At 41.0% G+C, this 23,315-nt stretch carries 21 protein-coding genes and 1 riboswitch; of the genes, 18 read left to right on the forward strand and 3 right to left on the reverse strand.

Annotated features, from left to right (window positions below):
- Positions 1–91: 91 nt before the first annotated feature.
- Positions 92–703 carry a YesL family protein gene (locus tag V9W66_RS12770; protein WP_243121838.1) on the reverse strand — a complete coding sequence of 204 codons (612 nt, stop codon included), beginning with the start codon at positions 701–703 and terminating at the stop codon, positions 92–94.
- 239 nt (positions 704–942) lie between these two features.
- Here V9W66_RS12770 and V9W66_RS12775 point away from each other — a divergent pair, with 239 nt between their 5' ends.
- Complete coding sequence (locus V9W66_RS12775; RefSeq protein WP_144095950.1) at positions 943–1,260, forward strand: YerC/YecD family TrpR-related protein; 318 nt, start codon at positions 943–945, stop codon at positions 1,258–1,260.
- Positions 1,261–1,391: 131 nt separating this feature from the next.
- Here V9W66_RS12775 and V9W66_RS12780 read toward each other — a convergent pair whose 3' ends face one another.
- A complete protein-coding gene (locus V9W66_RS12780) occupies positions 1,392–2,012 on the reverse strand; it encodes a DUF1836 domain-containing protein (protein WP_144095948.1) in 621 nt (206 codons plus the stop codon).
- Between the two features lie 145 nt (positions 2,013–2,157).
- On the opposite strand from V9W66_RS12780, the gene pcrA reads away from it, so the two are divergent.
- The 17 genes from pcrA to V9W66_RS12865 all read left to right on the forward strand — a co-directional run bounded on the left by pcrA (position 2,158) and on the right by V9W66_RS12865 (position 20,926).
- Complete coding sequence (gene pcrA, locus V9W66_RS12785; protein WP_144095954.1) at positions 2,158–4,401, forward strand: DNA helicase PcrA; 2,244 nt, start codon at positions 2,158–2,160, stop codon at positions 4,399–4,401.
- Between the two features lie 101 nt (positions 4,402–4,502).
- Positions 4,503–4,792: riboswitch (cobalamin riboswitch) on the forward strand.
- A gap of 106 nt (positions 4,793–4,898) precedes the next feature.
- A complete protein-coding gene (locus tag V9W66_RS12790; RefSeq protein ID WP_144095946.1) occupies positions 4,899–5,993 on the forward strand; it encodes an ABC transporter substrate-binding protein in 1,095 nt (364 codons plus the stop codon).
- Between the two features lie 14 nt (positions 5,994–6,007).
- Complete coding sequence (locus V9W66_RS12795) at positions 6,008–7,093, forward strand: FecCD family ABC transporter permease (RefSeq protein ID WP_243121837.1); 1,086 nt, start codon at positions 6,008–6,010, stop codon at positions 7,091–7,093.
- Positions 7,093–7,848: an ABC transporter ATP-binding protein gene (locus V9W66_RS12800; protein ID WP_021651662.1), complete on the forward strand. Its 756-nt coding sequence runs from the start codon at positions 7,093–7,095 to the stop codon at positions 7,846–7,848. The genes V9W66_RS12795 and V9W66_RS12800 overlap by 1 nt, the downstream gene beginning before the upstream one ends.
- Positions 7,849–7,884: 36 nt before the next feature.
- Positions 7,885–8,238: a CGGC domain-containing protein gene (locus tag V9W66_RS12805; protein WP_144095945.1), complete on the forward strand. Its 354-nt coding sequence runs from the start codon at positions 7,885–7,887 to the stop codon at positions 8,236–8,238.
- Positions 8,239–8,456: 218 nt separating this feature from the next.
- Positions 8,457–8,687 carry a hypothetical protein gene (locus V9W66_RS12810; protein WP_015526073.1) on the forward strand — a complete coding sequence of 77 codons (231 nt, stop codon included), beginning with the start codon at positions 8,457–8,459 and terminating at the stop codon, positions 8,685–8,687.
- 227 nt (positions 8,688–8,914) lie between these two features.
- Positions 8,915–10,693, forward strand: a complete 1,779-nt coding sequence (gene rlmD, locus V9W66_RS12815; RefSeq protein ID WP_144095943.1) for a 23S rRNA (uracil(1939)-C(5))-methyltransferase RlmD — start codon at positions 8,915–8,917, stop codon at positions 10,691–10,693.
- A 31-nt stretch (positions 10,694–10,724) separates the two neighbouring features.
- Positions 10,725–11,096, forward strand: a complete 372-nt coding sequence (locus V9W66_RS12820; protein ID WP_144095941.1) for a TnpV protein — start codon at positions 10,725–10,727, stop codon at positions 11,094–11,096.
- Positions 11,097–11,228: 132 nt separating this feature from the next.
- Positions 11,229–11,912 (forward strand): response regulator transcription factor, encoded by a 684-nt coding sequence (locus V9W66_RS12825; protein WP_144095938.1) that lies wholly within the window; start codon positions 11,229–11,231, stop codon positions 11,910–11,912.
- A complete protein-coding gene (locus tag V9W66_RS12830; RefSeq protein ID WP_439362783.1) occupies positions 11,894–12,817 on the forward strand; it encodes a sensor histidine kinase in 924 nt (307 codons plus the stop codon). Before V9W66_RS12825 ends, V9W66_RS12830 begins: the two co-directional genes overlap by 19 nt.
- Positions 12,818–12,915: 98 nt before the next feature.
- Positions 12,916–13,596, forward strand: coding sequence for an ABC transporter ATP-binding protein (locus V9W66_RS12835; RefSeq protein ID WP_005339636.1), 681 nt, complete (start codon positions 12,916–12,918; stop codon positions 13,594–13,596).
- A 13-nt stretch (positions 13,597–13,609) separates the two neighbouring features.
- On the forward strand, positions 13,610–16,159 hold the full coding sequence (locus tag V9W66_RS12840; protein WP_144095934.1) for an ABC transporter permease: 2,550 nt from the start codon (positions 13,610–13,612) through the stop codon (positions 16,157–16,159).
- Positions 16,160–16,369: 210 nt separating this feature from the next.
- The gene (locus V9W66_RS12845) at positions 16,370–17,044 is read left to right on the forward strand and encodes a response regulator transcription factor (protein ID WP_014080778.1); all 675 of its coding nucleotides are present in this window, start codon (positions 16,370–16,372) and stop codon (positions 17,042–17,044) included.
- Positions 17,032–18,210 (forward strand): sensor histidine kinase, encoded by a 1,179-nt coding sequence (locus V9W66_RS12850; protein WP_144095932.1) that lies wholly within the window; start codon positions 17,032–17,034, stop codon positions 18,208–18,210. Before V9W66_RS12845 ends, V9W66_RS12850 begins: the two co-directional genes overlap by 13 nt.
- Before the next feature lie 116 nt (positions 18,211–18,326).
- Positions 18,327–19,397, forward strand: coding sequence for an ABC transporter permease subunit (locus V9W66_RS12855; protein WP_144095930.1), 1,071 nt, complete (start codon positions 18,327–18,329; stop codon positions 19,395–19,397).
- A complete protein-coding gene (locus V9W66_RS12860; RefSeq protein ID WP_005339624.1) occupies positions 19,394–20,050 on the forward strand; it encodes a hypothetical protein in 657 nt (218 codons plus the stop codon). The genes V9W66_RS12855 and V9W66_RS12860 overlap by 4 nt, the downstream gene beginning before the upstream one ends.
- A gap of 3 nt (positions 20,051–20,053) precedes the next feature.
- Positions 20,054–20,926 carry an ATP-binding cassette domain-containing protein gene (locus V9W66_RS12865; RefSeq protein WP_005339623.1) on the forward strand — a complete coding sequence of 291 codons (873 nt, stop codon included), beginning with the start codon at positions 20,054–20,056 and terminating at the stop codon, positions 20,924–20,926.
- A 37-nt stretch (positions 20,927–20,963) separates the two neighbouring features.
- Here the strand turns inward: V9W66_RS12865 and V9W66_RS12870 are convergent, their stop codons facing one another.
- Complete coding sequence (locus tag V9W66_RS12870; RefSeq protein WP_144095926.1) at positions 20,964–23,210, reverse strand: tetratricopeptide repeat protein; 2,247 nt, start codon at positions 23,208–23,210, stop codon at positions 20,964–20,966.
- Between the last annotated feature and the right edge of the window lie 105 nt (positions 23,211–23,315).

Raw genomic sequence — 23,315 nt, forward strand, 5'->3', positions numbered from 1 at the left:
TATGGGGTAAGGGGAACTATACCCTTTTTTATGCAATATAACTATTATCATAACCATAAGCAAAAGGACGCATGAAAAAACTCTCGTTTTTTCACACGCCCTTTGATTTCCAGTAGGCCAGCGTGGAAAATCCCATCAGAATAAAAAGCATGATCAGGATGGATGTAAACTGTGCGTAGCTCATATAAGCAAAAAGCCACATCAGTAGGAGCGGAGACGCAGAGATCACAAGCATCAAAAGTGTCAGCGGAAGATGGCGGACGGACATCAGGAATGCATTTACAAAGGTATTCTTGACGGAATTAAAAAATTTGGAAAGGATCGGATAAATGTACAGAAGGATCATCGCATAGATCAGTGCAAATGCAATGAACAGACTGAAAAGTCCTTTGTACATAGCTCCGCTTCCGGCTCTGGCGATCCGAAGATCGATAAACAGAACAGCAGCGGTGAGGAGCATGATGATATTGATGATGGTCGCCTGTTTGAAGTTCTGTTTGAATGAGCGGAAAAAGCTGCGGGCAATATAAGATTCTTCGTCTCTTGCCATCTTCAGTGTGACATAGTAGAGAGCTGTTATGGAGGCGCCTGCGGTGACGATCGGAATACAGCAGAGGATGCACAGAAAATTCAGAAGAAGCAGGTCTGCTACGCGTCCCATGAACACGAAGAATTTGTTGTCCATGTTGAAAAAACGATTCATTTGATAAGTCTCCTTTTCTTTTGGATATTATTTTAAGTATACCCAATCAAAGCAGAAAAAGCAAATCCCAAATGTTTTCCGGGGCAGTGGAAATGGGAAAATCATGTGTCCGCCATAGAAAGACAAAATAGCGAAATAGTTTATTAAATTTCCCTAAAAGGCTTGCTTATCACGATTTAGAGTGTTAAAATATCAGTATTGTATTAGACGAAATTTATGTATTTTAAAGGAGCGTAACAATGAGCAAAAAAATCAGGACGGAGGCTGTGGATCATCTTTTTGAAGCGATCCTGTGCCTGAAGGACAAGGAAGAGTGTTATACATTTTTTGAGGATGTGTGCACCATCAATGAGCTGCTTTCTTTATCTCAGCGCTTCGAGGTAGCCAAGATGCTTACTGATAAGCGTACATACCTTGATATTTCCGAGAAAACAGGAGCTTCCACAGCTACGATCAGCCGTGTGAACCGTTCCCTGAACTATGGAAATGATGGTTATGAGATGGTATTTGCACGTATGAAGAAGGAGAACGGGGAGCAGGGCGGCGAAGCAGAATAAGGCTTACGTCCATACCGTGATGATAACGGATAATGCTGTAACGAAAAAGAAACAGGCGATCGTGCGTCTGTCTCTTTTTTTTTCGGTGCGCCCGGCGACGCACGTTTATGACCGGATGTGAGCTCCGGATATTATTTGTCTTTTTTTGGGGAATCCGTATCTTTTGAGGAATTCATGTGGTCGATCATGTTTTCGATGATCATTTTTTTCATGTATACGTCGAAGCTAAGAAGACAGATAAAGGAAAACTGGTGAAGGAATTCCTTATCCTCCGGGTCGGCGTCCTCAAAAATTTCTCCGGCACTTTTGAAACGGCGCATAAGATCCTTTTCCAGGTAACGGATCTGTGACTGCTCCATACTGAAAACCTCCTGGTAGATGTAAGTCATGTCCTTTTCTGTAACGGACTTGAAGTATTTCTCGGTGATCGGTCCCAGAAGGGTCTGGATATCACTGATGGAGAGGATATTCTTAAAATAGTAGATAAAGATCAGCATCAGCAGATGCTCCCGGGAATAGCGCTTCTTTTCCGGTGGGGGAAGGAGCCTGTTCTTTGCGTAATTGTTGATCATGGTCTTGGTCAGGATCTTGTCATCATCATGACGCTTGGTGGAAGCGAGATTATCTTCCATAAAGGTTGTGACCTGATCCATGTAAAGAGCAATATTGGGAATTTCATCGGGTTTTATATAATCAAGCTCAGCAATTTTTGCAAAAATGCTGTTCATCATTTCTTTTTCGTTTTCTGTCATCGCATTATCACCTCTGCTCCTTATTATATAGTTTTAAATACTACTTGTAAAGAAACTTTTTTTCAGAGAGGTGGGTTTACCGGAAAGTAAAGTCATGATAGTATATAAAGATACTGTTCATATGGAAAAAGAAATGGAGATCAAAATGAGTATACATGATGCTTTGGACACATTGAATCCTATGCAGCGGGAAGCTGCCGTACATACAGAGGGACCACTTCTGATCCTCGCAGGAGCCGGTTCCGGAAAAACAAGAGTGCTGACCCACAGGATCGCCTATTTAATGGAAGAAAAGGGTGTAAACCCATGGAATATCCTGGCGATCACCTTTACCAACAAGGCAGCCAGTGAGATGCGGGAACGTGTGAATAAAATTGCGGGAATGGGTGCGGAGAGCGTATGGGTCTCCACCTTCCATTCCGCCTGCGTGAGGATCCTGCGCAGACATATTGAGGTGCTGGGCTTTGGCAGTAATTTTACCATTTATGATGCCGACGACCAGAAAACAGTCATGAAGGAAATCTTCCGGAAGTTTGATATCAATACCAAGATCTACAAGGAACGCGCTGTTCTTGCTGAGATTTCCCATGCCAAGGATGAACTGATCACACCGGAAGAGATGGAGCTGAATGCGGGCGGCGACCCGGACGCACGGAAGATTGCCGGTATGTATAAGGAATATCAGTCTATCCTCCGGGGAAACAATGCACTGGATTTTGATGACCTGATCGTGAAGACTGTGGAGCTTTTTCAGCATAATCCGGATATCCTGGACTATTATCAGGAACGTTTTAAATATATTATGGTGGATGAGTATCAGGATACCAATACTGCCCAGTTTAAATTTGTAAGTCTTCTTGCTGAGAAATACAAGAATCTCTGTGTGGTTGGTGATGATGACCAGTCCATCTATCGTTTCCGCGGTGCAAATATCGGGAATATCTTAGGCTTTGAGAAGGTTTTTCCTGAGGCTAAGGTGGTGCGCCTGGAACAGAATTACCGTTCTACCCAGAACATCCTCAATGCAGCCAATGAGGTGATCGTCAACAACACAGAGCGTAAGGAAAAACGCCTCTGGACAGAAAATGAAGAGGGAGATAAAGTACATTTCCGTCAGTTCAACAACGGATTTGAGGAAGCGGAGTATGTTGCAGGAGAGATCATCCAGGGGCGCCGCAACGGGAAATTCCAGTACAGGGACTGTGCAGTACTTTATCGGACCAATGCCCAGTCCCGTCTCTTTGAGGAGAAATTTCTCCTGGCAAATGTTCCTTATAAGATTGTTGGCGGCGTGAATTTTTATGCCCGCAAAGAGATCAAGGATCTGTTAAGCTATCTGAAGACCATTGACAATGCCAGTGATGATCTGGCTGTGCGAAGGATCTTAAATGTGCCAAAAAGAGGGATCGGACTCACCAGCATCGGCCGTGTCCAGGACTATGCGGATATGATGAACCTGAGCTTTTACGATGCGCTCCGCGTGGTGGAGGAAGTACCGTCCATTGGCAGGGCAGCAGGAAAGATCAATGATTTTGTATCCTTTATCCAGGGACTGAAAAGTAAGGCAGAGGCCTATACAGTCCGTGAAACCCTGGAAGAGGTCATTGAGCTTACCGGTTATGTGAAGGAACTGGAGGCAGAGAAAACGGAGGAGGCCCAGGCGAGGATCGAAAATATCGATGAGCTGATCTCCAAGACAGAATCCTTCCAGGAAGCCATGGAGGAGGCCGGACAGCCGGCAACACTTTCTGCATTTCTGGAGGAGATCGCACTGGTGGCAGATATCGATTCTGTTGATCCGGATCAGGATTATGTGCTGCTGATGACCCTTCACAGTGCCAAGGGACTGGAATTTCCAAATGTATTTATCGTGGGAATGGAGGACGGTGTTTTTCCGGGATATGCTTCCATCTGGTCCGGTGATCCGTCGGATATCGAGGAGGAGCGAAGGCTCTGTTATGTGGGGATCACCCGTGCCATGAAGGAGCTGACCTTAACCTGTGCAAAACAGCGGATGATCCGTGGGGAGACTCAGTATAACCGTGTGTCACGTTTTGTAAGGGAGGTTCCACGGGAGCTGGTAGATCTTGGACATACCATTCAGGAGAAAAAGCCCAGAGTAGATGATATCGTATCTCCGAAAAGCGCCTATGCCCAGATGAAAATGAATTTCCAGGCAAAAACCAGCCTTCAGAAGAAGGATTTCACCGTTACCAAGGCAGCGAAGCTGGATTACGGAGTGGGTGATACTGTGCGCCATGTGAAATTCGGAGTTGGTATCGTGAAGAATATTGCAGAAGGCGGCCGGGATTACGAGGTAACGGTAGACTTTGACAAAGTCGGCGTGAAAAAAATGTTCGCCGGTTTTGCCAAGCTGAAAAAGATCTGAGAGGGATCTCTCCGGGCAGACTATTTCTGCAAAAAACTGTAAAAATCCGGCCTCAAGGTTGTAATTGGAAAACCGGTATGTTAGAATCAGTATCAGCGTAATTGAATTGCTGTGAAGTGAACAGTATCACCGGCACATATGCTGCCGGATACTGTGAGAGGGAATCGGGTAAAAAGCCTGAGCGGTTGCGGCCACTGTATACAGAAGAAGGGATTTCACATGCCATTGCAGAAACTCATGTGAGAAGGCGAAATCCCGATGTCAGAGAGATTCTGGAGAAAATTCTGATACATCATTCATGATCGGCTAAAAGATGAATGGTGTATCAGTTTTTATTTTGCGGAGTTTTTTCTGAGTCTGTAAGTCAGGAAACCTGCTTGACAGTATGTAAGTGGGAGCTTCCGTACAAAGTGTTCCGTGCAGATTTTATGAAGCCCCATCTTTTCGGTTACCCATAGGCAACAGGAGATAAAACAGGCGAAAAGAGAGGAAATGAAATGAAAAACAAGTATGTATCCACAAGAATCATGGCAATGGTAATGGCAGCGGCAATGACCGTATCTGCAGCTCCGGCTGTTTATGCCGCAGAGAGAGCAGACTCCGAGGCCATCAAGGAAGACAACCAGCCGGCAGCAGAAGACAGTACAGAGTCTGCAGACACCGAAGATTCTTCCGCAGAGGCAACCAAGACAGAATATCCTCTGACCATCACAACCTATGATTACGATGGAAACGAAATCGAAACTACTTATGAAAAAGCACCGGAAAAAGTCCTTGCTGTATATCAGGGAAGCATTGAGACTATGCTCGCACTTGGTCTGGAAGACCACCTGGTAGCTACCGCAGGTCTTGATAATGAAGTTCCGGAAGATCTCAAAGAAGCATTCTCAAAAACAAATTATCTTGACGAATTTACCCCATCCCTTGAAACTGTAACAATGCTGGAGCCGGACATGATCTTATCCTGGAGCTCTCTTTTCTCTGATAAGAATCTGGGAAATGTAACAGACTGGATCGACAAAGGCTGCAGCACCTACTACAACACCAATACTCGTCCGGACGGCGACAGAACACTGGAAAATGAATTCACAGATATCTTAAATATCGGAAAGATCTTCGATGTACAGGACAAAGCACAGGCTATCGTTGATGATGCAAAAGCAGTGATCGACAAAACTCTTACTGCAACTGCAGATGTAAAAGACAAACCAAGCGTAATGGTATTGGAGCCTCTTGGAGATGACATCACAAACTATGGCGTAAAGAGCCTTGGCGGAGATATGGTAACACAGTTAGGCGCAACTCTTGCAAACCCGGATGCTTCCACCGTTGGAAAAGAGGATATCATCGCAGCCAACCCTGACGTGATCTTTGTGGTTTACATGCCATATGCAGGAGATGATCCGGAAACTGTTAAGAACAGCCAGCTTGCAGTGATCCAGGATGATGAGTCCCTGAAGAGCCTTGACGCAGTAAAGAACGGACGTGTTTACCCGATCATGCTCAGTGAGATGTATGCAAGTGCAACACGTACCCAGGACGGAATCGAAACTTTTGCAAAGGGATTATATCCGGACGTAAATCTTGACTGATCGGAGAAAATGCAGTGAAAGAAACAGCTTCACAGAGAAAAAAAGATAAGGTGCTCAGAACATCCATGTATGTGGCAGTTCTCATCGGACTTGCAGGATTCCTTATTTTTTCCATACTTGCAGCCATCACTTTTGGAAATGCGGATCTGTCACTGAAGGATGTATACAGCGTTATCGCTTATAAATTGTTTCATATAAAAAGTCTGTCCGCCTATGCGGAAGGTGCAGTTCATGATGTTGTGTGGCTGATCCGGCTGCCTAGAGTCCTTCTGGCTCTGGCAGTTGGAATGGCTCTTTCCGTGTGCGGCGTGGTGATGCAGGCTATCGTGCAGAACCCGCTGGCAGACCCGTATGTGCTGGGTATCTCATCTGGTGCATCTCTGGGTGCCACACTGGCCATCATGCTTGGAATCGGAAGCTTTCTTGGCGGAAACTCTGTGGGAATCACAGCTTTCATTGGCGCGATGATCACTTCTTTTGCGGTGATCGCCATTGCAAACATGGGTGGAAAGGCAACTTCCGCAAAACTGATCCTTGCGGGAATGGCGGTCAGCGCAGTCTGTTCTGCTTTTTCCAATTTTGTCATTTATATTACCAATGACAAAAATGCGGCAACAGAAGTTATGAAGTGGAGCATGGGAAGTCTTGCCGGAGCAAGCTGGACCAGAGTGGGTGTAATGCTTCCGGTCACGCTGGTGTGCGTGGCTGTTTTCTGGACGCAGTACCGGAACCTGAATCTGATGCTTCTGGGAGATGACGTATCCATTACCCTTGGAACAGATCTGCACAGACTGCGGACTTTTTATCTGATCGTTGCTTCTGTTATGATCGGATTTGCCGTGTACTGTGCCGGTGTGATCGGATTTGTGGGACTGGTGATCCCTCATGTGGTCCGGATCCTTTTTGGAACAGATCACAGAAAACTGCTCCCCTTAAGTGCGTTTCTTGGTGCATCGTTTCTGATCTGGTGCGATGTGGCATGTCGTGTGATCCTTAAAAATTCCGAGATGCCCATCGGTGTGCTGGTATCCATTATCGGTGCTCCCTGCTTTATTTATCTGCTTGTGCGGAAATCCTATGGATTCGGAGGTGCCCGGTAATGAAGATCACCACAGAAAATATTCAGGTTGGCTTTCACGCCAGACAGATCCTGAAGGGAATCTCCATGGAATCCCAGGATAAGGAACTGGTAGGAATCATCGGACCAAACGGAAGCGGAAAATCCACTTTGCTGAAATGCATTTACCGTATTCTGAAACCAGACGCAGGAGCCGTGTATCTGGACGGCGAGGAGCTTCATTCCATGAGTGTTCGAAGCTCTGCGAAAAAAATGGCCGTGGTGGCACAGCACAATTATTATAATTTTGATTTTACGGTCCGCGAGGTGGTTCTTATGGGGCGTGCGCCTCATAAAAAGACTCTGGAACGGGACAATGCAAAAGATTACCAGATCGTGGATGAAGCGCTGAAAACTGTACAGATGGAGGCGTTTGCAGACCGTACCTTTTCCACTCTTTCCGGAGGAGAGCAGCAGAGGGTGATCCTGGCAAGAGCACTTGCCCAGCAGACCTCTGCACTGATTCTGGATGAGCCTACCAATCATCTGGACATTACCCACCAGATCATGCTGATGGAGCTGGTGAAAAAACTTAATGTAACCGTGATCTCCGCTATTCACGATCTGAATATTGCAGCAGCATACTGTGATAAGATCTATGTACTGAAGGACGGAGTTCTGGAAGGTTACGGAACGCCGGAAGAAGTCCTGACCCCGGAGCTGATCCGCAGGATCTATAAAGTAGAAGCGGAGATCGTTTACGACAGCCGCGGAAAGATGCATATTTTGTTTTTATGATTCTGGCTGTGAGGCGGGATGCATAGAGGGAAAAAGATGAAAAAGATCGGGATTTTGACATGCCTTAATTCCAATGATGTGTGTACCAGGGCAGGATGTCTGTCTGCATTTCGGGAAAGAAGAGATTTTTTTTCCGGCTATCCGGAAGATATGATTCTGGCAGCTGTGATGACATGCAACGGATGCAAAGAAACCAATGCAAAAGAACCTGCTGAAGATGCGGGGATTTTGGAAAAGGCAGACCGGCTGGTCAGTGAAAAGATCAGCGTCATCCATGTCGGGGTATGCCGTCTGAATGAGGAAAAAAAGGAATGTCCGCGGATAACACAGATCTGCGGTCTGATAGAAGAACGCGGGATCAAAGTGATCCGAGGAACCCATAAAGAATAAGAGAAAACCGCCGTATCTTTCCGGAAATGCCGGAAATACGGCGATTTTTTTACAGAATGTTTCTGCGAAAATTTGTGTAAGTTCTGGTAAAACCAGACATATGGTGGTATAATAAGAACATTAAAAAAGGCTCGGGTGCAGCGACCTCAAAAAACGCTGCGCTGCAGATTTACTGACAGAAAGTACAGCCGAACAGAAAGAAAGGATGGTGCAGTGTTATGAATTTAAATACAACAAAACTTGAAGAACTGCTCGCAACACTGAAGAAAAAAGAAGAAGAGAAAGATAAGAACACAGTCCTTTGGGTACTGGCGATCATCGGTGCTGTTGCAGCTGTTGCCGGTATTGCGTTTGCAGTATACCGTTTCTTCGCTCCGGATTATCTGGAAGATTTTGAAGAAGATTTTGATGATGACTTCGATGATTATTTCGAGGATGAGGAAGAGTAAGAACTTTCGCCGCAGAGGCTGTTTTGAGCAGATCAGAATGGCTGTCTGTTATGTATGAATATGAGAAACGGATAATTGAAGCCCCGGCGCGATACCGGGGCTTGATTTTTGAAGACGGATCGTGAAACGCTGGCGTTCAGGAGCAGACAGTAAAGAGGATCCTGAATGTTCGAACTATTGTCTGCTGGTATAGTTATTTCGCTAGTTATAAAACAGAAAGAGGATTTATGAAAAAAGGTGAAATTTACGAAGGTATTATAGAAAAAGTGGAATTTCCAAACAAAGGTTTTGTTTGGGTTGATGACCAGAAAGTAATTGTAAAAAACGGAATCCCGGGACAGAAAGTCCGGTTTATGATCAATAAGAAACGTTCCGGCCGGGCGGAAGGACGTCTTCTGGAGGTCCTGGAGAAATCTCCCCTGGAAACAAGAGAACCTGCCTGTCAGGAGTTTCCGGCATGCGGAGGCTGCATGTACCAGACCATGAGCTATGAGGCACAGAAGGATATGAAGGAACATCAGGTGAGGGAACTTCTGGATGGGGCAGTAAGAGAGAGCCTGGCTAAGATCGGGAAGAACGGTGATGGGACAGAAGAAGCTGAGGCTGCAGATCGTTTATATCACTGGGATGGGATCTACGGCAGTCCCATTGAGTTCGGGTACCGCAATAAGATGGAGTTTTCCTTTGGGGATGAGTATAAGGATGGGCCGCTGTCCCTTGGACTTCACAAGAAGGGAAGCACTTACGATATCCTGAATACGGATGACTGTAAGCTTGTCCATCCGGATATGACGAAGATCCTGGTCTGCGTGCGGGAATTTTTCCTGGAGCGTAATGCCAGCTTCTATAAAAAGCTGCAGCATGTGGGGTATCTTCGACATCTTCTCCTTCGAAGAGGCGTCACAAGTGGTGAGATCCTGGTCCATGTGGTAACCACCACCCAGGAAGAATATGATCTGGAGCCTCTGAAAGAACAGCTTCTTGCACTTCCGCTGGAAGGGAAGATCGTGGGGATCATGCACATTTTAAATGATTCTTTATCCGACGTGGTACAGAGCGACGAGACGAAGATCCTTTATGGAAAGGATTATTTCTATGAAGAACTTCTTGGACTGAAATTTAAGATCAGCACATTTTCCTTTTTCCAGCCAAATTCCCTGGCTGCGGAGATTCTGTATTCCAAGGTACGGGAATATGTAGGAGATACCAGAGATAAGGTAGTGTTTGACCTTTACAGCGGAACCGGCACCATTGCCCAGCTTGCAGCGTCCGTTGCCAGCGAGGTGATCGGTGTGGAGATCGTGGAAGACGCGGTAAAAGCCGCCAGAGAAAACGCTGCACTTAACGGCATCAGTAACTGTCGTTTTATTGCCGGGGATGTGCTGAAGGTTCTGGATGATGTGCCGGAGAAACCGGATATGATCATCCTTGATCCGCCAAGAGATGGCGTTCACCCCAAAGCCCTTCCAAAGATCCTGGCTTACGGCGTAGACCAGATCGTATACATTTCCTGCAAGGTTACAAGTCTTGTGAGAGACCTCCCGGCATTTTATGAGGCAGGATATGAGATGACCCACGCCTGTGCAGTGGATCAGTTCTGCCAGGGCGTTCATGTTGAAACGGTTGTTCTTTTGTCCCAACATCGAGACAAGAGTACTTGTCTCGATGAACGCGGCAGTCGGCAAATCGAGATGCAAGCATCTCAGCTTGCCTCGTTGCTCGCGCAAAAACCAGATGACACGATAGAGATCGACTTAGACCTGGACGAGCTGGATGCCACCAGTGCCGAGTTGAAAGCAACCTATCAGGAAATCAAAGATTATGTGCTGAAAGAATTTGGCTTGAAGGTTTCAAGTTTATATATTTCTCAGATAAAACGCAAATGTGGAATTGAAGTGGGAGAAAACTATAATCTTCCAAAATCAGAAAATGCAAGAGTTCCACAATGCCCGAAAGAGAAAGAAGATGCTATCAAGGCTGCCCTGAAATATTATGCGATGATCTAAGGACATCGCTGATTTCAAGGAGGAATAACACATGAAAAGCACATTTGAAAAAATGGGTGGAACCTACACACTTGGTGCAGACGGAATTTACTATCCGAATCTTGTCAGTACAGATGAAGAACCGCATTATGGGAAATATGGAATGATGCGGAAAACGTATCTGAAAGAGCATCGTCCGGCAATGTATTCACTGTATATGTTGGAAGACAGATTGACAGAACATCTGAATACTGTGGACGATGAAGCACAGGAGAGAATGGATATTCTGGTGCGTCAGATGATGGAGAGGCAGGGCATTACGGAAGAATTGAAAGCTTGTGACCAGATGGAATGGGTCAGAGCGGTAAATGGTATTCGTAATATGGCAGAAGAGATTGTGTTAAAAGAATTGGTGTATATTTAAAGTGTGGAAAGCTCCTTCGGGAGCTTTTTGCTGTTTATAAGATAAATTCTGTCGGAGGTTTTGATTTAATGATTTGATTTATAAAACTGACAATGATACAATTAGCGTAATTTGTAAGAAAGCAGAGAAAATATGAGTGAAAAGTTACTGATTGTTGAAGATGACAAAAAATTAAATGATGGAATCCGTCTGGCTTTAAAGAATGATGCTTATTTCTTTTATCAGTGCAGAACTTTGCAGGAAGCTAGAGAAATCTTGAAAAAGGAAGATATCACATTGGTTTTATTAGATGTGAATTTGCCGGATGGGAATGGGATTGATTTTGTAAGAGAAGTAAGGAAAAACAGTCAGGTGCCGATTATTCTGCTTACAGTAAATAACATGGAAGTAGATATTGTAACAGGATTGGAAGCTGGGGCAAATGATTATATTACGAAACCGTTTAGTTTGATGGTTTTGCGTGCAAGAGTGTCTGTGCAGCTTAGAAATAAAGAGGCAGCAGCTAAAAATTCTATGGAGCTTGATGGCTTTGAGTTCTATTTCGATAAAATGGAATTTTTCAAAGATGGAGAACCTATTGAACTTAGTAAGACAGAACAAAAGCTCCTTAGAGTGCTGTGTGAAAACAGAGGAAAAGTATTGAAACGGGAATATCTGATTGACGAGGTATGGCAGGGAGATACAGAGTTTGTGGATGCTCATGCTCTGACTGTTGCAGTCAAACGCCTCAGAGACAAATTAGAAGATGATACGCAGAAGCCTGAATATATCAAGACGGTTTATGGAATTGGATATACATGGGCGGTGAATGGATGATAGAAACAATTATGTTGATTGTAGTTATATTTGTCCTGAGCGGAGTTTTTTGGTACAGCTTTTTTTATCAGAAAGAAAAAAAGCTTTTTAACCGGTTGCAGCAAATGCTGGATTGTGCAATAGATGGAGAACTGGAACGGACAGAAATATCAGAGGAAAAGTATTCTGCTCTTGAAAACAGCATGAAACAATATATAGACAGTAGTTTTCTGGCAAAAAGAAATCAACAGGAACAGAAAGAAGTGATACAAAAACTTATTTCAGATATTGCGCATCAGACACTGACTCCCATTTCAAATCTGAAAATTTATGGAGAAATACTCTCTGAAGTGAGTAATGAAAATCAGGAGGAGATATCTACCATTTTGGAGCAAACAGAGAAATTAGATTTTTTGATACAATCATTGGTCAAATTATCACGGATGGAGAGTGGAATTATCGCAGTACATTCGGAGGATACTACTATTAAGCAGATGCTTGAATCTATACAGCAGCAGTTTAACGTAAAAGTAAGGGAAAAGAATATTACTCTGAGCCTATGTGACACGGATTTGCATGTTCGATGTGATGCAAAATGGACCGTGGAGGCACTCGGAAATATTGTAGACAATGCGATTAAATACACAGCATGTGGGGGAAATGTTCAGATAAAAGTCGAGCAGTATTCTTTTTTTGTAAAGATTGATATCATTGATGATGGCATTGGAATAGAAAAAGAAGAAATACCAAAGATATTTGGAAGGTTTTATCGGAGTCTGTCAGTGGCAGACCAGCCAGGAGTAGGAATTGGCTTATTCCTTGCAAGAGAGATCATTCAGGCACAAAAGGGGTATATAAAAGTGACATCAAAGAGAGGAAAGGGTTCTACATTTTCTGTGTTTCTTCCGATAGCAAAGAAGGAATAGTATCAAAACTGTGACATTTCAGAAACCAGATGGAGACATTGTTATGATAAAGTCTGTATTGTAAAGATCAATACAGGCTTTTTTGATGGGAGGATGGCATGAATATATTAAAAGCAGTAAATTTACGAAAAATATATGGGCAGGGAGAAACAGAAGTCAGGGCTCTTGATGGTATAAACCTGGAAGTAGAAAAAGGGGAGTTTGTAGCGATTGTTGGAACCTCTGGAAGTGGAAAGTCTACATTGCTTCATATCATTGGTGGTTTGGATAATCCAACATCCGGTCAGGTCATTGTTGACGGACAGAATTTAAGCCATATGCCAGATGAAGAGCTTACTATTTTTAGGCGTAGAAATATTGGATTTGTATTTCAACAGTATAATCTGGTTCCGATGCTGAATGTATGGGAAAATATTGTTCTTCCTGTAAAACTGGATGGAAAAAAGATTGAAAAAGGTTATGTAAATGAAATCATAGATACACTGGGCATTCGGACAAAACTGGAAAATCTTCCAAGTGCACTGTCAGGGGGTCAGCAGCAAAGGGTGGCAATCGCAAGAGCATTAGCGGCAAAACCTGCTATTTTGCTGGCAGATGAACCGACAGGCAATCTGGACTCCAAAACGAGTCAGGATGTATTGGGACTTTTAAAAGTCACCAGTAAGCGTTTTCATCAAACGATTGTAATGATTACTCACAATGAGGAGATTGCCCAGATGGCTGACAGGATTTTACAGATTGAAGACGGAAAAATTGTTTCAGACAGTGGTTTGGTATAGTGAGGGCGATTATATGGTAAAAGTAGAGAATAAAGAAACGTTACGATTATTGACGAAACGTTTTATGAAAATGAACCGAGCAAGAAATATTATTGCTGTTATTGCAATCATGTTGACATCACTGTTATTTACAAGCCTCTTTGTGGGGAGCGTATCCATGATACTTTCCAAAAGAGCAACGGAAATTAAGCAATTTATGGATTCATCCCATGCTATTGCGCAGAATTTGTCAGAAGAAGATGCGGAGAGATTGCAAAAAACAATAGAACAAAGTGATGAGGTGGAACGATATGGAACAGGCATTTTTCTGGGAGCAGGAAGAGATAAACATTTTGGCTTTTCAGTAGAAGTTAGATATGCAGATAAAAATATGGCAGAAAGCTTTAATTGTCTGCCAACTACAGGAAGACTGCCAGAGAAGGAAAATGAGGTAGCAGTCAGCAGCTTGGTACTGAAAGCACTGGGAGTTACACCAAAGATTGGGGAAGAAGTCACGCTGACGTGGGAAGTAAATCCAATGCTGAAACAATACAAAACAGATACATTCCAGATATGTGGATTTTGGCAGGGTGATAAAGCTGTTTTAGGTCAGATGGTCTGGGTATCTGAAGCCTATGCGAAGGAGAATTGTTATCCTGTTACACAGAAAGAATTAGAAAATGGTATCTATAATGGGGGGAAGGAGTATTCTGTCTGGTACAAGAATCTTTGGAATCTGGAAAAGAAAACAGAAAATATATCTAAGACAGCAGGATTTACGAAAGCAGGGACAGGATTGGAGATCAATCCGGCATATAATCTTTTTGAAGAGGATTCATTTTCATTCACTTCCCTTATTGTAATGGTACTGTTTGTGATATTGGCTGGTTACTTAATTATTTATAATATTTTTAATATATCCGTGAAAACGGATATTAGAGCCTACGGATTATTGAAGAACGTGGGAACAACAGGAAAACAATTGAAAAAAATTGTACGTATGCAGGCATGGAAATTGTCAGCAGTGGGGATTCCAATCGGATTGATCTTCGGTTATCTTGCAGGTTTTTGTATGTCGCCGGCTCTGACAGCAGATGCCCAAATCAGTGCACAGGCAGGACAAACTACACAGACAGTAGTATCAGCTAATCCTTTGATTTTTTTTGCAGCAGCTCTTCTGACACTTTTAACGGTGTATTTATCCAGTCTACAGGCTTGTAAAATGGTGGAAAGAGTTTCGCCTGTGGAAGCCCTACATTTGGCAGAAGGAGAGCAGTCACATAGGAAAATAAAAAAGAATACTTCTGTAACCTGGTGGGGGATGGCAGTTCAAAATGTGTTACGAAATTGGAAAAAGGGATTGATTGTTATGCTTTCTATCGCTCTTTCTATGGTAGTGGTCAACTGTATTGTGATGTTGGTGCAGGGATATGATTTTGAGTCTTACCAGAATATATTTTTAGCATCTGATTTTCAACTGGATCAGATGACCGACACTTTATCGAATACAAATTTCAACGGTATTACACCTGAAATCAAAGAGATTCTGAATAAGTGTCCGGAAAGTGAGAAAACAGGATATGTGTATTATTCGGAAGAAAGACATAAGATGGAACCGGCACTTTTGAAAACGTGGGAGACATTGGCAGAAAAAAACAAAGAAAACTGGACAGATTATGAAAAGCAAATCTGGGAGGAAACAAAAGCGGATAATACTGTAAAGGTTCATTTCCTCGGAATTAGTGAAGCGGTGTTTGATATGTTAGAATGGAAAGGGGAAAAATGTTCCTGGGATACGTTTAAAAGTGGGGATTATGTGATTGTGGACTATAGTGATAAATATACAGAACAACCAGTTTCTTATTATCAGTCTGGCGAAACTTTTAAAATGGAGTACGGAAACGGAAAGCAGAAAGATTATGGGGTGATCGGAGAAGCTATGATGCCATATTCCCTGGATTATCCGTATGCAGATTCTGTTTATATTACAGTAATGGTCCCAGAAGAAGAGTATATCACTCAGACAGAAAATCAATCAGCAATGTATGCTACTATTGATGCCAAGAAGGGAGAGGATAAGCAAGTAAAAGAATACATTGATAAAAATGTTTTGAAAGAAAATGATATGATAAATGTTTTTTCTGTATTGGATATGAAGGCGAGCTTTAGGCGGTTTGTCAGTAAATATTATATGATCGGTAGTTTTCTTGTCGTTATTTTAGCATTTATTGGCATTATGAATTTCTTTAATACGACAGCAACTTCTGTAATCAGCAGGAAAAAGGAACTGGCGCTTTTGGAAATTGTTGGAATGACGAAAAAACAGATAGAGAAAATGCTAGTGGCTGAGGGATTCCTATATTTGGGAGGCGCATTTATGATTGCAGTATTGTTAGTTGTGGTTGGAGCAAAGCAGATTTTAATAAATACGCTCGGTACGGCATTTTTCTTCCGGCTGCATCTTACGATAGTGCCATGTGTGCTTATGATTCCAATTTTGGTTGGGATTGCGTATGTGATACCAAAGTATCAGTTTGAAAAGATGAGTCGGGAAAGTGTTGTTGAAAGAATTCGCAAGGAATAGAAACAAGGTATCAATTAGGCGTATGGATTTGCTGATCCATGCGCCTCTTTTTAAAGGAAATTATAATTCCATATCATGTGACATTGTTGTATTTATTCAGTATTGGATTAAAATGATTCATCCAGTCATATTGTGCTTACGTTCTTCATGTACTCTTGTTGTGATTTCATTGTTTTTTATCGTATAATATGGATACTGGAGGTGGTTTGGATGAAATACAAGATTTTAGTTGTTGATGATGATAAAGAATTGGTGAAAATGCTTTGTAGTTATTTTAATATGAAACAATATGAAACCATTACGGCTACAGATGGAATGGAAGCATTAAATAAAATAAAAATGAAACCGGATATTATTTTATTGGATATCAACATGCCACGTATGGATGGGATTGAAGTATGTCGTCTGATACGCAGTAAAGTGTTATGTCCGATTTTGTTTCTGACAGCAAGAGTTGATGAAGATGATAAAATTAATGGGTTGCTTTCAGGTGGGGATGATTATATTACGAAACCATTTAGTCTTCGGGAGTTGGAAGCAAGGATTGTCACAAACATAAAGAGAGAAGAAAGGCATCAACAAAAAACGGAATACCGTTTCATGGATGAAATGCTGATTGATTATTCTGAAAAAATAGTAGCTATAGCCGGACACAGGATGGAGTTCACAAAAATTGAATATCAGATTATTGAATTCTTATCCATGCATCCAGGGCAGGTGTTTGATAAAGAACGTATATATGCACAAGTCTGTGGATATGATGCGGAAGGGGACAGTAGAACGATAACGGAATTAGTACGGCGTATAAGGAAAAAAATAGCGGATTATTCAGAAAAAGAATACATAGAAACTGTATGGGGGATTGGATATCGATGGAAAAAATAAGAAACTTGTCACTGAAAAAAACAATTCTGCTTTATTTTGTGATCAGCTTAACGGCAGCATTTCTGTTATCTGGATTTACAGTTCATTTTGCAAGAAATATGCAGAATAAAATATGGGAAAAATATATTGATTATGCAGATTATACGGACGTGTTTCAGCAATATGGAAAGAAATATGAGATTGAGATATCAAGACCTAATCAATCGCAGATGAATCGTTTGGACTATCATCTTTCGGAAATGTGTGACTTTATGGAAACATATTCGGTACTGATTTTTTCGATTGTTGGGAGTGTTGCTGCGGTATTCTTTTTTTATAAAAATAAGTTAAAGACACCTCTACAGGAACTAAAAGATGCCTCACAAATGATTGCAGATAATGAACTGGATTTTCATGTGTCCTATGAAAATAAAGATGAGATGGGAACTTTGTGTAAAGAATTTGAAATGATGCGAAGTGATTTAGCAGATAACAACAGAAAGATGTGGCGAATGATTGATGACGAGAAGGCTTTGCGGAATGCAATTGCACATGACATACGTTCTCCACTTTCCATATTGCGTGGGTATCAGGAAATGCTCTTAGAGTTTGTTTCTGCTGAGAGTATAAAAACAGAGGATGTTATTGATATCTTGCAAACAGGCATGTATCAGATTGACCGTATAGAGCATTTCACGGAAAACATGAGAAAAATGTCCCATTTAGAACAGAGGGAACTGCAATGCTCAGAGATAGAATTATCGGAACTGGAAAAAAAGATTGAGGCAGAAGCTGCCATGCTGTCCAGGAAGGAAAGTAAATTATGTAAGGTAGAAAGAGTGCAGGAACAAAACATTGTGAAAGTGGATGAGGAACTTGTCATGGAAGTGACAGACAACTTACTGGAAAATGCGGTTCGATATGCACAAAAAAGTATTGCTTTGCAGATAAAGAAAAAGGATGGTTTTCTTATAATTTCTGTTGAAGATGATGGAATAGGATTTGTGGATACTGAGGAAAAAGTAACAGAACCATTTTATCATAAGAATCCACAAGATGATTTAAAGCATTTTGGCCTTGGTATGTATATTTCTCGTATTTTCTGTGAAAAGCATGGGGGAAATTTGAAAATATATAATGCCAGACAAGGCGGTGCTCATGTAGAAGCTCTTTTCAAAGCTGAATAAAAATACTTTATAAGGCTGAAATCACAAATAAAGTGGTTTTAGTCTTTTTTGTTGTGAATTTATTGAGAATTGATTTGTATGATGTTGTTAAAGAAATAAAGAAAGGAAGAGATACAATGAAAACAATCATAAAAAGAAGTATACTTGATTATTTAAAGAACCCTGTTTTGTGGATTGGCTTGATTATTATAGTTGCCAGTATGTATCAATGTCTGTCATCGTATTTGCAAATTCATTATATCAAACAGAATGAACAGATCACACAAAATGACGTAGCATTGGAAGATGCTGATGTCATGGATGGGTACATTCCCACATCTGATGATAAAGAAAGAAGAAGGGAGTGGGAAGATACGATCAAAGAGACGTTAATGGACACCTCCAAAAATGGTTTTGGATTTAGCAGGCAGGAAGCAGATCATGTAATGAAAGAAATTCAGAATATGGATGTAAAGACTGCTTCTGAGTTTTTGGAATCCCAATATGGCTATTATAATGCAATATATGCTTATGAGGACCTTGAAATTCATAAGGGGACAGCAGAAGAAATCAATCATTATATCGAGCGGAAATTATCCGAACATTCTTTTTCCTGGTACTTTGCCAAAAAATTTACGGATTTTGCAGGATTGCATATGGCCTTTTTTGCAACAGTCTTGCTATCATTTTTATTTATTCAGGATACACGAAAAAGTACCTATGAATTATTACATACAAAGCCTGTTACGGCAATCCAATATATATGTGGGAAAGTAATAAGCGGATTCATTAGTATGCTGGGAGTATTAGTGATTTTGAATGTTATATTCTTTATGCTGTGTTTGAAAACGTCTTTAGAATCGGGCTTTCCAGTAACACCAATTGATTTTTGCGTGAATTCTCTGATCTATATTGTTCCGAATCTTTTGATGATATGTTGTGTCTATACAATTACAGCAGTAATATTTAAAAATCCGCTTCCGGCAGCACCAATCTTGTTTTTACACATTATATATTCAAATATGCTGACCATGAAGAATGATATTTATTATATGAGACCGTTCTCTATTATGGTGCGATTCCCTGGCAGATTTTTTGAAACACATGTAGCTAAAATGTCAAACATAAATCAGATTATTCTTGTAATTTCATCAGTTATATTAGTATGTATTTCTGTTACAATCTGGAAAAGGAGGAGGGTTCATTGAAAACGGAACTAAAAAACTGCTTGTCGTTATACAAGATTTTTTATTCATGTGCATTTATACTGATATTGTGTGTTATTCATCCGATTATATACTATGAAGAAATCGGTTCAGCAATTCAGTCTCCAATAGCATTTTTAACAATTATTTTTTGTAGTGACACATATTTGATGGAAGTAAAAAGTAAGCGTGCCGATGTATTTCATTTGTATGATCAAAAAAAGCAGTTAAAAGTAATATCGCAGAGAGTGGGCGTTCAAATATTATATTTATTAATACTTTCTTGTGTTGGATATGTTTTGTTTTTCTGGCAAAAACCGGGCAGTGTAAACGAAGGCATTTCGGGTATTCAGATATTTCTTTTATATTTCATTGCAATGTTTGGAACTATCTGGCTTTGGAGTATATGCTCTGTGATTTTGTGTACATTGCTTCGAAATATGTGGGCAGGTATTGGATGTTTATTTGGAATTGTCATTGGACTTATATCAAAAGCGGGAAGTTCATTTTTCGGAAATCTGGGATTGTTTTCTTTCAGCTTTTGTGAACCTACTCAATTAATGTCCGAGAGTTGGATTTATGGAACGCTTGTGTCTTTTATAGCGGGGCTGTTTTTATTTGCAGTATTACCAATGGCTTTAAAGAAAAGAGGATAGATTATGAGTATTAGAATAAATGATTTAACAGTTAGATTTAAAAATGGTGTAGTTGCAGTAAATAAGGCATCTCTTGAAATACCTAAGGGAATTTATGGACTTTTGGGTGAGAATGGTGCTGGAAAAACCACTTTGATGAGGGTTCTTACAACCGTTTTAAAACAAACGGAAGGAATGGTTTCCCTTGATGGAATTCTGTATAACGAGGGAAATTATGAGAAAATACAGAAAAAGATTGGTTATCTTCCACAGGAAATCGACTTATACCCGAATCTTACGGTGAAAGAATGTCTTGTATATATGGGGGGACTGTCAGGAGTAGCCAGAAATGACCTCGAACAAAGAATTACCTATTATCTGGAAAAGACTTCTCTTACAGAGCATCAGAATAAAAAAATGCGGCAATTATCTGGTGGTATGAAGAGACGTGTCGGACTCATACAGGCACTTCTTAATAATCCGGATTTTTTGATTATTGATGAACCAACAACTGGGTTAGATCCGGAAGAAAGAATCAGGATCCGCAATCTTCTGGTTGATTTTTCAAAGGATAGAACTGTGCTGTTTTCCACTCATGTAGTAGAAGATTTAGCAGCAACCTGTACACAGCTTGCCATTATGAAAAAAGGGAATTTTTTATATTCCGGAAGCGTGAGTGGATTGCTGGAAAATGCAAAGGGCTGTGTTTGGAATTGTACGGTACAAAATGCAGAAGAAGCCCGTTTGTTAGAAGCCAATTATTCTATTTCATCTAAGCAGTATGTAGAAAATGGAATTCATATGAAAATATTAAGCAAAGGAAAGCCAAATGAGAAGTGTGTCCCGGATAATGATATCACTTTGGAAGATGCGTATATTTATTTGACGAATAGTTGAATATAACGGCGGGCAAGTTGCCCGCCGTAAATTGTACTTATTTTGTTAAAAGACCGGATAGATTTTTTCCAATGCAAAATCCAATCTGTGGATATAACTCCTGAATTTCCTGATATTTTGCTTCAATCATTTCTGGTTTATCAGCCCAGATCTTTTCATATATTTTGAAAGCTCTTTTAAAATGTGTTTTGGCTTGCGGAAGATTGGCAGTCATCAGATAAATGGTTCCAAGGGTTTCCTGCACTTTGGCATAATCCAGACAGTCATCGGAATGGTATTCCTTGATGATGCCGGATAATTTTTGCAATTCAGAGATGCCTCTTTCGGGTTCCTGCTGTTCTGTCAGGAACATTGCATAATTGGCAATCTGAGGTATGCTGTCATTTATATGAAGCAGGTTAAATTGGTCAAGCAGTGAGATACTTTTTTCCATGTGTTCTCTTGCAAGATCGGGATGACCGTTCATGCGGTAAAGTCCACCGAGATTGGCATGAAGGTTGGAAACAAGGCGAGCATTGTCAGCAGTGATAGTTTCTATCTGGGCAAGTGCATCCTTTTCCAGTTTTATCGCTTTTTCAGGTTTGGTTTCAAGAGTTGCCTGAAAATCCAGTAATAATGCCCGGTCAGAGTCGGTTCCAATGTTTTTTGTCTTTAACAGCCCCGTTAGTTCCTGAATGATTCCATTCATACCTTTGTGGTAGTTATAGTTATCCATGTATGGAAATGCATTTTTCAGAAAAAGCAGATACTTTGGTATATCATCCTTTTCAATCAATTCTATGATATTTCCGATTGTTTGAAATAGCTTTTTGTAATAAGCTACTTCCATTCCATGCATTAAACATATGTGCTGTAAAGAATCCAGTAATATGTGGCAACGAGTTACAGATGGTTTTGTCTCTGAAAGGGTGATTTCCTGAATCATCGGATGCAGAGAGATAGTGCGACGTTTTGTTGTTTGGACAAAACCAGTCTCAATTAAATCGTTGATCTCATTTAGTGTGGGCAATTCCAGCCATTTGGCAAATATACGGGCAGAAATACCGGTGGAAGGAAGAAAGCACATATTACACATGATATCCTGCTGTTTAAGAGATAAAGTGTATAACGAAAACAGCGTATGGATATGACTGTAATAGGTGGCTTTGCTGCTTTGTCCATCTTTGATTATTTTAATTTTATCTTCGTTATGGAAAGATGCTTTTTCCACCTGAAGTCTTGTTAATAACTGGTCTGGAGTTGAGATTCCATTTTCCAGAAGTTTTGCTGCCAGTTCCACGGCAAAAGTATGAGAGTGAACAGTTTCGATGATCTTTTCAACTGTTGGCCGGTACGTGTCTGCCTCTGAATAAAATACTGATGCCAGCTGGAAGAGAGCGTTCATATCCTCTATTTCTTTTAATGGCAGAGTACAGTATTCATCCAGTTTGCTTCTGGTTGTAAACAAAATCTGACAGCGATATTTTAATACTACTGACAGAAAGCTGTCCTGTGTGGCAGTGACATTAAAATTATCTATGATAAGCAGAGTATCAGATTTCAGGGAACGCAGAAAACGGTTATGTCTTTGAAACCGTTCCTGGTCAGTGCTTTCCGGCGGATCGTCAATAAAATCCATGTCAGTAATATCCTGATGAAGATTGCCGGTATATTCTACATAAAGGATATTGGTGTATTGCTTTATGTACCGCTTTGCGTAGGCTTTGGCAAGTTCACTTTTTCCGATTCCAGCAATTCCGCAAAGAAAAACATGACGGTTTTCCTCAAGCAAGGTATATAATTCTTCCAGTTCTTTATCTCTTCCGATAAAATGACGGCATGGTTTCGGAACCTCACTGTCCATAATATAATCCAGCACAATGGGGGATAAAGCGCCTCCGGCGAGCAGCTTCTGATTTTTGGTATTACGTTTGATGAATTGGCGTTCCATGCCAAAAGAAATCAGTTTTGCAAGAAACAGCAGTCTTGAACTGGCTGGTTTATATAAGGGAGTCAGATTTTTCTTTTTCGCATCTGAGATGCTGTCATCCTGAATGAATAAAGTGTAAATATCTTGTATAGCCATATTACAGTCAGACATCAGTGGAAGAAGATTCTGGTGGATGGTATGGGCTAACTTTTCCTGATTGGATGGCTTGGAATAGTAAGCGGATATTTTAGGACGGATTTTAGCCTGACCAGTCATCCAGCGGCAAACCAGACCGTTATCCATTGAAAAATCCTGATTTACCGGATCATCCATAAAATCTTCAAATAATTCGTATAAAAAATCAGGCTGACTCATTTGATTACTTTCGCTGATATGATTTTTTAAGCAAGTGCTAATAGAAGAAAAATCGCATCGATTCAATAGAAATTCCCCTTTCGTAGTTAAGATTGAGTATATCTA

The organism is Blautia massiliensis (ex Durand et al. 2017) (assembly GCF_051861785.1).
Lineage (GTDB): Bacteria > Bacillota > Clostridia > Lachnospirales > Lachnospiraceae > Blautia_A > Blautia_A luti_A.

Excerpts from the sequence above, each read along its gene's own strand:
- V9W66_RS12865 (WP_005339623.1), top strand. The coding sequence starts at position 20,054 with ATGAGTATTAGAATAAATGATTTAACAGTTAGATTTAAAAATGGTGTA.
- V9W66_RS12845 (WP_014080778.1), top strand. The coding sequence starts at position 16,370 with ATGAAATACAAGATTTTAGTTGTTGATGATGATAAAGAATTGGTGAAA.
- V9W66_RS12820 (WP_144095941.1), top strand. The coding sequence starts at position 10,725 with ATGAAAAGCACATTTGAAAAAATGGGTGGAACCTACACACTTGGTGCA.
- V9W66_RS12790 (WP_144095946.1), top strand. The coding sequence starts at position 4,899 with ATGAAAAACAAGTATGTATCCACAAGAATCATGGCAATGGTAATGGCA.
- V9W66_RS12780 (WP_144095948.1), bottom strand. The coding sequence starts at position 2,012 with ATGACAGAAAACGAAAAAGAAATGATGAACAGCATTTTTGCAAAAATT.
- V9W66_RS12840 (WP_144095934.1), top strand. The coding sequence starts at position 13,610 with ATGGTAAAAGTAGAGAATAAAGAAACGTTACGATTATTGACGAAACGT.
- V9W66_RS12775 (WP_144095950.1), top strand. The coding sequence starts at position 943 with ATGAGCAAAAAAATCAGGACGGAGGCTGTGGATCATCTTTTTGAAGCG.
- V9W66_RS12850 (WP_144095932.1), top strand. The coding sequence starts at position 17,032 with ATGGAAAAAATAAGAAACTTGTCACTGAAAAAAACAATTCTGCTTTAT.
- V9W66_RS12825 (WP_144095938.1), top strand. The coding sequence starts at position 11,229 with ATGAGTGAAAAGTTACTGATTGTTGAAGATGACAAAAAATTAAATGAT.
- V9W66_RS12870 (WP_144095926.1), bottom strand. The coding sequence starts at position 23,210 with ATGAGTCAGCCTGATTTTTTATACGAATTATTTGAAGATTTTATGGAT.
- V9W66_RS12810 (WP_015526073.1), top strand. The coding sequence starts at position 8,457 with ATGAATTTAAATACAACAAAACTTGAAGAACTGCTCGCAACACTGAAG.
- V9W66_RS12830 (WP_439362783.1), top strand. The coding sequence starts at position 11,894 with ATGGGCGGTGAATGGATGATAGAAACAATTATGTTGATTGTAGTTATA.
- V9W66_RS12855 (WP_144095930.1), top strand. The coding sequence starts at position 18,327 with ATGAAAACAATCATAAAAAGAAGTATACTTGATTATTTAAAGAACCCT.
- pcrA (WP_144095954.1), top strand. The coding sequence starts at position 2,158 with ATGAGTATACATGATGCTTTGGACACATTGAATCCTATGCAGCGGGAA.
- V9W66_RS12805 (WP_144095945.1), top strand. The coding sequence starts at position 7,885 with ATGAAAAAGATCGGGATTTTGACATGCCTTAATTCCAATGATGTGTGT.
- V9W66_RS12800 (WP_021651662.1), top strand. The coding sequence starts at position 7,093 with ATGAAGATCACCACAGAAAATATTCAGGTTGGCTTTCACGCCAGACAG.
- V9W66_RS12835 (WP_005339636.1), top strand. The coding sequence starts at position 12,916 with ATGAATATATTAAAAGCAGTAAATTTACGAAAAATATATGGGCAGGGA.
- V9W66_RS12770 (WP_243121838.1), bottom strand. The coding sequence starts at position 703 with ATGAATCGTTTTTTCAACATGGACAACAAATTCTTCGTGTTCATGGGA.
- rlmD (WP_144095943.1), top strand. The coding sequence starts at position 8,915 with ATGAAAAAAGGTGAAATTTACGAAGGTATTATAGAAAAAGTGGAATTT.